This window comes from Xylanibacter sp. (assembly GCF_057607445.1).
In genome coordinates, this window is record NZ_DBLZAX010000009.1 from 134,324 (window position 1) to 147,763 (window position 13,440).

8 protein-coding genes are annotated in these 13,440 nt (G+C 47.6%); 6 read left to right on the forward strand and 2 right to left on the reverse strand.

Annotation, left to right across the window (positions count from 1 at the left end):
* Window positions 1-2 precede the first annotated feature (2 nt).
* The 6 genes from ACZMIG_RS08700 (at window position 3) to ACZMIG_RS08725 (ending at window position 8,892) form a co-directional block, all read left to right on the forward strand.
* Window positions 3-1,022, forward strand: a complete 1,020-nt coding sequence (locus ACZMIG_RS08700; protein ID WP_487889428.1) for a zinc ribbon domain-containing protein — start codon at window positions 3-5, stop codon at window positions 1,020-1,022.
* Between the two features lie 480 nt (window positions 1,023-1,502).
* Window positions 1,503-2,579, forward strand: coding sequence for an efflux RND transporter periplasmic adaptor subunit (locus tag ACZMIG_RS08705; RefSeq protein ID WP_418873912.1), 1,077 nt, complete (start codon window positions 1,503-1,505; stop codon window positions 2,577-2,579).
* A complete protein-coding gene (locus ACZMIG_RS08710) occupies window positions 2,576-5,647 on the forward strand; it encodes an efflux RND transporter permease subunit (protein ID WP_418873911.1) in 3,072 nt (1,023 codons plus the stop codon). Before ACZMIG_RS08705 ends, ACZMIG_RS08710 begins: the two co-directional genes overlap by 4 nt.
* A 17-nt stretch (window positions 5,648-5,664) precedes the next feature.
* Window positions 5,665-6,960 (forward strand): TolC family protein, encoded by a 1,296-nt coding sequence (locus tag ACZMIG_RS08715; RefSeq protein ID WP_418873910.1) that lies wholly within the window; start codon window positions 5,665-5,667, stop codon window positions 6,958-6,960.
* 104 nt (window positions 6,961-7,064) lie between these two features.
* On the forward strand, window positions 7,065-8,126 hold the full coding sequence (locus tag ACZMIG_RS08720; RefSeq protein ID WP_302698683.1) for a sensor histidine kinase: 1,062 nt from the start codon (window positions 7,065-7,067) through the stop codon (window positions 8,124-8,126).
* The gene (locus ACZMIG_RS08725; protein WP_418873909.1) at window positions 8,119-8,892 is read left to right on the forward strand and encodes a LytR/AlgR family response regulator transcription factor; all 774 of its coding nucleotides are present in this window, start codon (window positions 8,119-8,121) and stop codon (window positions 8,890-8,892) included. Before ACZMIG_RS08720 ends, ACZMIG_RS08725 begins: the two co-directional genes overlap by 8 nt.
* A 200-nt stretch (window positions 8,893-9,092) precedes the next feature.
* Here ACZMIG_RS08725 and ACZMIG_RS08730 read toward each other — a convergent pair whose 3' ends face one another.
* Together ACZMIG_RS08730 and ACZMIG_RS08735 are read right to left on the reverse strand one after the other, a co-directional pair.
* Window positions 9,093-12,218, reverse strand: coding sequence for an efflux RND transporter permease subunit (locus ACZMIG_RS08730; RefSeq protein ID WP_418873908.1), 3,126 nt, complete (start codon window positions 12,216-12,218; stop codon window positions 9,093-9,095).
* A gap of 9 nt (window positions 12,219-12,227) precedes the next feature.
* Window positions 12,228-13,349: an efflux RND transporter periplasmic adaptor subunit gene (locus ACZMIG_RS08735; RefSeq protein WP_418873907.1), complete on the reverse strand. Its 1,122-nt coding sequence runs from the start codon at window positions 13,347-13,349 to the stop codon at window positions 12,228-12,230.
* Window positions 13,350-13,440 lie beyond the last annotated feature (91 nt).

Below are 13,440 nucleotides of genomic sequence, written 5' to 3' on the forward strand. Positions count from 1 at the left end.
CCATGCAACAAACAACAAACAAATACGCCGCTAAAGCCCTATACACCTGTATGCTGGCAATCCTTGTGATACAGGCATCAATGCTGTCGTCATGCTATCACAACGCGGGGCGCAGTAAAACCAAGACGGTAGCTACTGCACAGCCAGACACTGCCGCTTTTGAACGCACCCACCACTATTCGTTAAACTACAACTTCGTGGTGAAGGCAGACTCGCTGGTACTGCTGCGCCAGCAGCCAGAAGAATTGCTTAACGGTATGCAGACCGACTCTGTATCCGTCTACAAGCACGACCATATCGTCGTTGCCGACATCAGAGTAATGCCATCTGCAACTGCCGATTCTGTATGGATACAAGTAGCGCGTGACCAAGAAACCTTCGGTTGGACACGCGAGCAGATGCTATTGGCTTCAACTGTACCCAGCGACCCAATATCACAGTTCATATCAATATTCTCCGATACCCACCTTCTCATCTTTCTTATCGTCATCAGCACAATATCCGTGGCATATCTTATGCGCACCCTACTGCGCCGCAATGCTAGAATAGTTCACTTCAATGACATAGGCACATTCTATCCCACGCTGCTAGCCCTCACCGTGGCTACAGCTGCAGTCATCTACTCAAGCATACAGAACTTTGAGCCAGACACATGGCGCCATTTCTACTTCCATCCCACGCTCAATCCCCTAAATGTACCACCCGTCCTAGCCATCTTCTTGGCTGCCGTATGGACTATGCTCATTCTTTCTCTGGCTGTAGCCGACATTGTACGCCGCCTTTTGCCACCGGCGGAAGCTTTACTATACCTCTGCGGACTGGCTGGCATCTGCGCCGCAAACTATATAATATTCTCTATAGCCACGCTTTATTACATCGGCTATCCACTCTTGGCCGCATACACCTACTTTGCCGTAAAAATCTACTTCAAACGTGCTAAATGCAACTACACCTGCGGCAAATGTGGAGCAGGTCTAAGACACAAGGGTATTTGCCCACAATGCGGAGCAATGAACACGTAGACAAATAACTTAAGAATTGTAAAATGTAAGCAGATGTTTACGGCAAATAACTAGGCCACTTTTAAAGTAAAAGTGGCCTAGTTATTTGCCGTAAACGATAGGTTAATAATTTGAGACCAAAGTATGTCATCAAACTTTCAGTTTATACGATAATTACAGAAAAATTCATCACACATTAAGCCAACGCACATACTTTACTTTTATTTCTCAGACAAGAAAATCATATAACATTATTATCAGCAAATTTATCATATACCCAACATATCAATACGAAATCCTGCAATAATACAAGTCATTATTCATCATATCCACAACAATCAACCCATGCATTATAATCCATGTCAAATCATTTCGTTCCAGAGACCGATGATGCGCATTCAGATACTGATAGAGCTGCTTCAGTAATATTTGTATTGACATTTGCCCATGCTGCATGTTATCTTTGCGAATAAAAAGCATACAAACTTAACAGGAAAAAAGATGATTACGATTAGAAAAAACATGCTGCTGATTCTGTCGTCTGCCATTATGGCTGTATCGTGCAGTGGCCGACACGATGCTCCTGGCACGGTACGCACTGTGGACGTGGCCACGGCTGAAAGTATGGCCGATACATCTGCCCGCAAGTATCCTTTCATATCTGAGCCTTGCCGCACAGCCGAACTCGCCTTCAGAGTTGGCGGACATATAGCCCAACTTGACGTTCAAGAAGGTCAGTTTTTCAGACGCGGAGAGGTGATAGCCGCACTCGACGCCCGTGACTTCATTGTAAGGAAAAGACGAGCAGCGGCAATATGCCGTCAGGCTAAGGCTGAATACGAGCGTACTACACGCTTATTTAAGGCCGGCAACATAGCTGAACAGGAGTATGAACGTGCAAGAGCCGATTATGAACGCGCAAAAGCTGACTATGACATGGCTGCAGATGAATTGGACCGTACACAACTCATAGCTCCTTTCAGCGGATATGTACAGACACAACATGTAGAACGCTATCAGGACGTGGCAGCAGGACAGCCAGTGGTTACGTTTATAGATATGTCACGCATAAAGGCAGAGGCCTACGTACCAGAAGACATAGCCGCACAACTACAACAGAACATAGGCGGCAGGACATGTCTGATAAGCTTTGACCGCATGAGCGGCAGGACATTCAGACCGGCAGAAACATATATAACACGTACCGCCACGGGTAACAATATGTCCTTCAAACTGACTGCATTGATAGACAATGGCAAATCACACCTACCAGGTGGCATGTCTGGCAACATGCTCATTGGGCAGACTTCAAATAAGTTTGTAGGAGTAGCCGTACCTCAGAAAGCAGTATGGAGTCCATCCTCTGGAGGCAGTTGTGTTTGGACGATAGACAACGGCGGACGGGTATGCCGCCGTAACGTGGTCACAGGACGCCTTTTAGGCGGAGGTATGATAGAGATTTGTAGCGGTCTAAAAGCCGGCGAACGCGTGGCCACAGCAGGTCAAGCCATGCTCAATGAAGGCGACACCGTGGCCACACAGGCCGTTGCCAACCGGAAAGGAGGAATGCAACAATGAGAGGCGCAGCTGAATTTTGCTTACGCAACAGAGCGCTGAGCTGGTTGATACTGGCACTTGTGCTTGCGGGTGGTATAATTGCCTATGGCAACATGGGCAAACTTGAAGACGCCCCATTCACAATTAAACAGGCTGTGGTAACGACATCGTATCCGGGAGCCTCACCGGCTGAGGTTAGAGAGCAAGTGACAGACGTGCTCGAAGAGTCAATACAGGAACTTGGCGAGCTCTATTATCTGAAAAGCGAAAACAGGGCAGGTCTGTCAAAGATTACCGTTTACGTGAAAAAAGAAATACGCGCTGCTGACATGCAGCAGTTGTGGGACAAACTGCGACGTAAGGTGAACGACGCCCAACCACATCTGCCAGCAGGAGCCGGTCGCCCTGTTGTAAACGATGACTTCGGCGATGTACTCGGAGTGTTCTACGCTCTAAGTTCATCTAACCATAGCTGGCGAGAGCTTGAAGACAAGGCAGACAGCCTAAAAAATGGTCTGCTGGGCATAAAAGATGTAGCCCGCGTAGAGCTGTTCGGACTGCAGGACCGCACCATAGACATTGAAGCCGATCCTTCGCTATTGGCAGCCAGCGGAATAACCATGTCTGACATAACAGCAGCATTCGACAGACAAAATAGAATTGTAGATGCCGGTGCCATAGAAACCGAACACAATCGCATAAGAGTAGAGGCTACCGGCAGTTTTGGCAGTCTTGAAGAACTAGAGCAACTAACGATTGTGGGACGGGACGGAGCCTACATCAGGCTTGGCGAGGTAGCTCATATAAGCGAAGGTTACCGCCATCCAGCACGCAACCAAATGCGGACCGACGGACAGCCGGCCGTAGGTATGGCCATATCTACTGTGGCCGACGGCAATGTGGTTGATATGTCGGAACGTGTTGCAGCATACATAGACGAAGCCAGACAAACACTGCCCGAAGGATACAGTCTGCAGACAATATACGACCAAGGACATGAGTCAGCCGAGGCCAACGAGGGTTTTGTGCTAAACCTTATAATATCTGTAATAACCGTAGCTGGCGTACTACTTCTATTCATAGGGATAAAGAACGGCATACTAATAGGCAGCGGACTGGTTTTCTCTATCTTCGGCACATTGATATACATGTGCGCAACAGGTATTGCTCTGCAACGAATGTCACTTGCAGCCATAATAATAGCCATGGGTATGCTCGTAGACAACGCTATCGTGGTATATGACGCAGCATTGGTAAACATGCAGCGCGGCATGCGCAAACGCCCGGCCATACTGTCAGCCGTCGGCACCACAGCCATGCCACTATTAGGTGCAACATTAATAGCTGTGCTGACATTTTTGCCCGTATACCTCTCTCCACACATAACGGGTGAAATTCTATCGTCTCTGTTCATAGTTATAGCAGTATCGTTGCTGCTTAGTTGGGTTCTGGCCATAACACAAAACGTGTTTTTCGTGCAAGAGTTTGTGCGCCGTCCACGTCCTGATGAGCTCAAGGGGGAACTGTTCAGAGGCAGACTTTACGATATGTTCAGAAAAGCCCTACGCTTGACGATAAGCCACAGATATGCCGTTACTGCATGCCTTGTCACATTGCTCATTCTAAGCGCAGTTGCTTTCAAGCTCATCCCGCAGCAATTTATGCCATTGCTTAACAAGCAGTACTTCACCATAGACCTGTGGCTGCCAGAAGGAACGCGCATAGAGCAGACTGCAGAACAGACACAAGCATTGGCTGACACGCTGAGACGACGCAAAGACATAAAGCACATTTCAACATTTACGGGGCAGACGCCTCCACGCTACTATCTGGCCAACGCTGCTTACGGTCCTCAAAGCAACTATGCCCAGTGCCTGGTTGAAGCCGTCAGCCCTGAGGCTGCCAGAAACATGCAACAGAAACTGCAGAACGAAATATCACAAGCTTTCCCTGATGCATTAGTACGCGTAAATAGCTTTGAGCTGAACTCTGTACCACAGGCCCTCATAGAGGCACGCTTCAGCGGCGATGATCCACGCGTACTCGATTCGCTGACCAATGTGGCAATAGAAATAATGAGACGCAATCCCAAGGTTATGAATGCACGCAATGAATGGGGCAACAAGGCCATGATGATGACCACTCCGTACAATCCTGTAAAAGCAGGAAGGCTTGGACTAGGAAAAGCCGACATGATGACCGCCGTGAAAAGCACTGCCGACGGAGTTGCAGTAGGCATATACAGAGATGCCGACAAGCAGGTGCCTGTGATGTTACACACAAACACCAAGGGCATGATATCACAAGACGCGTTGGGCGACCTGGCTGTATGGAACGGCACAAACTCAGCTCCGTTGGCACAGCTTGCAGACAGCATAAGCACGGGATGGGAATGGCCGCTAATGAAAACATACAACAGGCGGTTGTCAATGGCAGCCCAGTGTGACGTTAAACACGGACACACTATGAAGGAAGTACATGCCGAAATACGCAACGAGATAGAACAGATAAAACTACCACCAGGTTACACCTTCTTCTGGGACTCTCAGTATAAGGACCAGCAAGAGGCCATGGCCGCACTGACCAAGTATTTTCCACTGGCCATAGTATTCCTGGTGGTAATCCTCGTAATGCTATTCGGCAACTTCAAGCAACCGCTAATAATATTTCTCATTCTTCCACTCTCAATCATAGGCGTAGTTGTCGGCATGCTCGTCACGGGTTTCCAATTCGGTTTCTTCTGCATTGCCGGATGGCTCGGATTGCTGGGTATGATAATAAAAAACATCATCGTATTGCTCGATGAAGTCAATCTGCAGAGACGCGCAGGCGTACCACCATCTACGGCTATAGTAGAGGCAACTGTCTCGCGTACACGTCCGGTGCTCATGGCTGCCGCAACAACAGTATTCGGCAGCATACCACTGCTGTTCGACATTGTGTTCGGAGGCATGGCAGCAACAATCGTGTTCGGTCTTTCATTTGCCACGCTGCTCACTCTCTTTGCCACTCCTGCCCTATATGCCATATTCTATCCAGAAGCAGCAAAGCAAGCCGAAGATACGACAGAAACATGTAAACATGCATAACAAGCAACAGACAAGGTATGAAAATAAAACATATAATAACAATATATGCAGCGTTGACTGCCATAAGCACAAACGTTGATGCTCAAGATGCGGCTATGCTACAGGCATACCGCCGTCAGGTGGAAGCCTATAGCCACGACGTAAAAGCCGCCACACACGCATTAGAAGTATATAAAGAAAATGCAGCAGCGGCAAAAGCAGACTTTAAGCCCAAGATTACGGGCAACGCCGACGCTAAATATACAGGCAATCCACTCGAACTGAACATAGTACTGCCGAGTACAGACGGCGGTCGCAGCTACACGTTCAGCGGCAGAAACACAAAATACGGTGCATCGCTGACAATGGCTCAACCAATCTACACGGGCGGATTGCTCAAGGCTTCCTACGGAAAGGCCAAGGCAGAAAGCGAGAATGCTGCATTCGAGAAAAAACGCATAACCAACAATCTTATATATCAAGCCGATCAGACATACTGGAACTATGTAGCAACACGCGAAATGGTAACAGTGGCACAGAGACATCGTGATGCCGCAGCCGCACTTGCAGAGGCCGTAGCATTACGTGTAAGCAACGGATATACAGGCCGCAACGATCTTCTGACAGCCGAAGTGCGTCTCAACGATGCCGAATATCAACTGCAGCGTGCGCTAACTGATGCCGAAAATGCTCGGCTTGCCCTAAACTCGCTGGCTGGTGTCGGTTCATCTGATATGATACCGGCAGATACCATGCTATGCCCCGATACAACAATACCTTCAACGGGGCAAAGTATATACAATCGTCCCGAAATGGCCATGGCGAGCAAACAAATAGACATAAAAGGCTATGAGGCACGCATGGCCGATGCAGCCTACAAGCCGAACTTGTCTGTAGGCATCAACGGAAGCTACACATCACCTGGATACGACTTCAGGGCGGCCCCAGACCCCAACTATTCTGTATATGCTACACTAAGCATCCCTATATTCGAATGGGGAAAGAGGGGCAACACCCGACGTATGGGAAAACATGCCACAGCGGTAGCCGAGGAACAGATGAGAAGCACAGCCGACAGGCTGCAGCTTGAAGCAGAAACGGCTAGATGTAACTACACAAAGGCATGCGAACAGGTAAAACTGACAGCAAGCTCACTTCTCAAAGCAGAAGAAAGCCGCAGACTGACCACAGAAAAATATTATGAAGGAAGTGTGTCTGTTACAGACGTCATCAACGCTCAGATATACTACCTCGATGCATGCCGGAATCACATAGCCTCAAAACTTGATGCCTGCATGGCCAAAAGCTCACTCGAATATGTGTACGGATATTGAAAATAATTTATTATTTTTGCATTCGCAGCGCAGTATTTCACCAAACAGGCATCCAAACGGCATGCTACTCCATATTGCCGGACACACACATGTAATATAAAAATATGACAACTAATGACAATAACCTGCAGCATGGATCGGTGCTCACCGACATACTTGTCTATTCTGCAATAGGCTGCTGCTCATACCTGCTGCTCATAATTTGCGGTGACATGCCGGCCATAAGTAGCCAGCACCTGACCACACCGGAAAGCATCATTGCCGTATTACTGCTGTTCAACGGTGTTGGTCTGAGCCTGCGCTTTGTCAACCGGCGCATGAGTGCGTCCTATCCCGCATGGATAAAAAAGCGCAGCCGCATGTTCACATTCCTTGCTATAGCAGCCGCAGCCCTACTCTGCTCTAATTATCTGCTGCTTGTGGCCACCAAAGTCATAGGTCACTCCCCAAGGCCGATGGCCTTGGCATGGCGAGGGGCCGGAGCACTGCTGGGCGTATGGCTAATAGAGTTGCTGGCCGTAAGTCTGTTCCTCATTAACAGGTTTTATGCCGACATAGCAGAACATCGCCGCAGGGCACGACAACTGGAAGATGCCTCAGCCAAAGCACAATATGCAGCTCTGCAAAGCCAGCTAAACCCCCATTTTCTATTCAACAGTCTGAATACACTCGTGGCTGAAATAGAATATAACCCAGCTGGTGCAGCCGAATTTACGCGCAACTTGGCCGACATATACCGCTACATTCTCGATTGCCACGAGAAACAAAGTGTAAGCCTCAACGAAGAAATTAGGTTTGCCCAAACCTACTTACAGCTACAAAGAGTGCGGCTAGGCGACTGCATACAACTTGAAACAAAGCTCGACAGTAGCGAGGGCTACATGCAACTACCGCCACTGACACTACAATTGCTAACAGAAAATGTCATAAAGCACAACATCGTTAACACGGCAAATCCCGCAACCATAAAACTATGGTGTGAAGAAAACGACGACTCACCCTGGCTAGCCGTAAGCAACACGCTGACACCCAAGCCTGTAATTGGCACCTCAGGACACGGACTTCAGAATTTGTCAAAGCGTTGCAGACTGTTATGTGGACGTGACATACGCATCATTGCCGACAACAATACTTTTACCGTAAAAATCCCCATGATATATGACTGACATTACTGCTGCAATAATAGACGACGAGTTGCCGGCAGCCCGCCTGCTCTTTAGTATGGTGAACAGTATAAGACCAGAATGGCACACACATATTGTGCCTGGCAGCATAAGCGAAGCCTCCCTGTGGCTCAAACACTCGGGCGTCCGTCCCGATATAATGTTTCTCGACATACAACTCTCTGACGGCACATCATTCGGACTCGTAGACAAGCTGCCGACCGAATGTATGATTGTATTCACCACAGCCTACGACGAGTATGCACTGAGGGCATTCGACCTTAACAGTATTGACTACTTGCTAAAGCCTATACGCGTTGAGCGTCTTGAGACTGCAATAGCTAAATTTGAACGCTACCACAACGCCGGACTTCTTGGCAGCCTCAGCAAATATCTTGCAAGAGCGATGCACGAAGACGCTGCTAATACATACCGCGAACGTCTGCTTGTGTCGGCAGGCCGGAAACTTTACACATTGCAAATAGACGACGTTGCATACTTCCGCTCGGAAGACAAAATAACAATAGCCACCACATGGGCCGGAACTGAGCACATCGTAGACCCGCCATTGAGTAGCCTGGAGCAGCAACTCGACCCGAAAAACTTCTTCAGAGCAAACCGACAGTTTATCGTCTCGGCAAAATCTGTGAGAAGCATAGAGCCCTACTTTGGCGGACGCTGGGCCATGAAAACATCACCCAACTGCAAAGAGCAAATCATTATAAGCCGTGAAAAAGCCTCTGCACTTAAAGTGTGGCTCAATTCATAGGAACAATGCACAAAAGAACTAAAAGCAACAACCATCTGGCACATCATCAATACATAAAATAAAGCACTTACAACAAGCGGACACACAAATTTGGTTCGCCTGTTACTATAAACCAAGATTTGTTACTGCCAAAAAGATGACCTGATTCTGGCAGTAACAAACATTGATTTAAAATGAGATTATCACACTATGTCTACACATTATTGGCGTCGCTGCGGCATAAACCTTTCCTGCATATACTGAAACAACATAAACAGCGGAGGAACAACAAAAAGCAGGGCCACCGTGCCCACGAGCATTCCACCCACCGTACCTACGCCTATGGATATATTGCCATTAGCACCAACACCCGTAGCAAACATCATGGGTAACATACCGAAAATCATTGTGAGCGATGTCATAAGTATAGGTCTGAGGCGTACGCCAGCAGCCGAAATTGCAGCCTGAGCTATCGACATACCGGCACGACGCCGCTCCGAGGCATACTCGGTAAGCAGGATAGCCGTTTTTGAAAGCAAACCGATGAGCATTATAAGACCGGTCTGCAAGTATATGTTATTTTCCAGACCGAAAATCCTGGCAAACATGAAGCTGCCGGCAAGGCCAAACGGCACGGACAAAATGACAGCCAAAGGAATGAAAAGACTTTCATATAGAGCGCAGAGAATAAGATAGATAAATACAACACACACAACAAACACCAATGTGGCCGTATTGCCTGCGTCAGACTCCTCGCGCGACATACCTCCAAACTCATAACCATAGCCCGTAGGCAAAGTCTTGTCTGCCACCTCCTTTATAGCCTCTATGGCCTGGCCAGAGCTGTATCCCTGAGCTGCCGAGCCGTTTACCTGTATGGCAGAAAACAAATTGAAGCGTGTGAGCACTTCTGAGCCATAAACTCTTTTGAGCTTTAAATACTGGCTTATAGGCGACATTTGGCCGTCTGAGTTTCGCACAAACATATTATCTAGTGAGCGTGTGTCGAGCCTGAACTCAGGCGGTGCCTGCACCATTACGCGGTAAAGTTTTGAGAAGCGGTTCATATTTGAAGCATAGCTGCCGCCAACGTATCCGGAAAGCGTGCTGAGCACATCGGCTGGTGACACTCCGTTACGTTTGCATCGCGCGGCATCGACCTCTACGAGATACTGTGGAAACTTGGTGTCAAATGAAGTTGTCGCACGGCCTATCTCGGGACGGCGGCTCAAAGAGTCAATAAACAGGCGCGTATATTTTAACAACTCATCTGTGGTGCCTCCCTTCTGGTCCTGCACATATACCTCAAATCCGCTACTTGTACCGTATCCAGGAATCATTGGACGCGTAAAGGCAATGATGTCAGCACCCGATATAGGAGCCGTAATGCGCTGTATCTCGCTTATCACAGCATCCAAAGCATCCTCCTTGCGAGTACGCAGACTCCAATCTTTAAGACGTATCGTGAACATTCCGTTGCAGGCACCCTGACCGCTCAAAGTAGAGTTACCCGTAGTATTCGACTGCAACTCAATCTGCGGTATAGTGCGCAGGCAACTATCCACCTGCTCCATCACCTTACGGGTTTGGCTTACGCTATTGCCCGGCGATGTACGCACATCAACAAACACCGTGCCCATATCCTCATTGGGCACAAAGCCGGTTTTTGTGGTTGCCATGAGTATGGCAAAACCAACACAGGCAATAACCAGCAATAATCCGGCAAACCATTTACGCCGGAGCATAAAGGCCACTCCTCTTTTATACTTCATGACAAGACGGCCAAATGCTGTGTCGAAAGCTATATGGAAACGCGACGAAAAACTTAACCTGCTTCCGTTAGAAACATCGGCATGTGGAGTCATTATCAGTGAGCACAAAGCCGGACTCAACGTCAACGCATTGACCAGCGATATGGCAACAGCAGCAGCCATAGTAAGTCCAAACTGAGTGTAGAATGTACCCGTGGTACCTCCGATGAAACTCACAGGAATAAACACAGCCATGAAAACAAATGTTGTAGTGACGAGCGCCGACGTGATACCGTCCATGGCATCGACCGTGGCAAGATATGAAGAACGGTAGCCCTCGTCGAATTTGGCCTGAACGGCCTCTACAACCACGATGGCGTCGTCTACTACAGTTCCGATTACAAGCACCAACGCAAATAAAGTAAGCATATTCAGGCTGAAGCCTGCCACATAGAGAAAGGCAAACGTACCGACCAGCGACACTATGATTGAAAGTGCGGGGATGAATGTTGAACGCAGACTCTGAAGGAATACATAGACAACAAGCACCACAAGTACTATTGCCTCGACAAGCGTTTTTATGACGTTCTTAATTGAAGCATCAAGAAAATCCTTCGTACTCATCAAATCTACTATCTTTATACCCTTTGGCAACGTTTTGGATATTTCGTCCACGGTACGGTCAATCTCTTCTATTATCTCATTGGCATTTGACCCTGAGGTTTGAGCTATCATGATGTTACAACCTGGATGACCGTTAACTTCGTTAATGTAATCATAAGCTCTAGTTCCCAGTTCTATAGCGGCAACATCTTTTAGTCGCAGCACTTCCCCACCAGGAAGCGACTTTATCACAAGATTTTCATAATCAACCTCATTCTCATAACGTCCTCGATACTTCAGCACATACTGGAAAGTGTTACTTGCCTCAGCACCCAAAGTGCCTGTGGCGGCCTCCACATTCTGCTCGTCAAGCACTTCAGCAATGTCAGCCGGCACAAGTCCATACTGTCTCATTTTACAGGGATTTAACCATATACGCATGGAATATTCGTATCCGAATACATTAACTTCACCAACACCGGCAATACGCGAAAGACGCGGTTCGATATTAATCTTCATATAGTTGGTGAGGAAAGCCTCATCAAACGAATCGTCAGGACTATAAACAGCCAACTGCTTGATGTTACTTGTCTGACGTTTTCGCACGGTAATACCACTCTTTGTCACCTCTGCCGGCAGCAGTCCTTGTGCTGTGGCAATACGGTTCTGCACGTTGACTGTGGCCATGTCAGGATCTGTTCCCTGGCGGAAATATACACTGATTTTGGCAGAGCCATTATTAGATGACGTTGAAGTCATATAGGTCATATTTTCAACACCGTTGAGTGCTTCCTCCAGCGGCACCACCACGCTCTTCTGCACGGTTTCAGCATTAGCCCCACTATATGTAGCCGAAACGCTGACCGTAGGTGGTGCAATCTCAGGAAATTGTTCGATAGAGAGTTGCAACAAGCCTATAATTCCGAGAATGAATATCAGCACGGATATTACTCCGGCCAGTATAGGCCGGTCGATGAAAGTTTTTATTTTCATTGGCAATCCTTATTTTTTTGTGGAATCAGACTTCTTTCCAGTGCTAACCACCGTACCCTCACGCATCAGTCCTGCGCCCTCCGCAATAATGACATCACCCGGTTCCAGTCCGGATAGCACAATATAGTTTTTCCCATCGTTATATTTATAAATTGTTATAGGGGCAGACTTTGTCTTGCCGTCAACAATCTTCCACACAAACACCCTGTTCTGAAGCTCATATGTAGCCGACTGAGGTATCACAATACAATTCTTATGCACGGACGGAACTAATACAGAAGCACTGCCACCATTGCGCAACAGATGTCGGGGATTGCTGAAAACAGCTCTAAATCCAATAGATCCAGTCTCCGAATCAACGGTACCGCCAATAGCATCAATACGTCCCTGTAGATCGTATTTGTTGCCATTACTCATCGTCAACCCGACCGGAGGAAGTTTTTTCTTAGCCTCATCAAGTGAACCATACTCCTCTATAAGATCAAGCATCTGTGTCTCAGCCATAGAGAAATAAGCATAAATCTCAGAATCATCAGATACGGTTACAAGCGGTTCTTCAATAGTACTGCCAACCAATGCACCTACACGATAAGGTATCATACTTGCAACACCATCAACAGGACTCTTCACTTCTGTATAAGACAAGTCATTAGTGGCACGTGTAAGTTCAGCCCGGGCTTGAGCTACAGCAGCCTTGGCCTCCCGTAAAGAGTTAACAGCTGTCTGCCTGTCATAATCTGATACAACATTTCTCCTGCAAAGTTCCTCTTTACTATCTGCCGTTAATTTGGCCGTACACAACTTTGCCTCCGCACTCTCCAAATTAGCCTTTGCCGTACTGAGTGCAGCCTTATATGGCACCTGATCAATGACAAACAGCACCTGACCACGCTTAACGGCATCTCCCTCATTTATACGTATGTCTGTAATCGTGCCACTGACTTGCGGACGCACCTCAACAGCCTGACGCCCTTGAAGTGTTGCAGTATAAGCAGATTGCAGCATAAAGTCGCTACGCGTAACAGTAAGCGTCTTATACTCCTCGCCATGAGTAGCCTGTTTTTTATCATCACAAGCACAGAACAATGACATACTACACACAACGAGCATAATACTTGTTTTAATTTCCATTTTGTATTTCTATAAAATAAAAAACTAAAGTTACTAAATAAGGGCCGCTCAAGACATACAACAAATAACAGCCCTCTATGTCCGGGTGCAT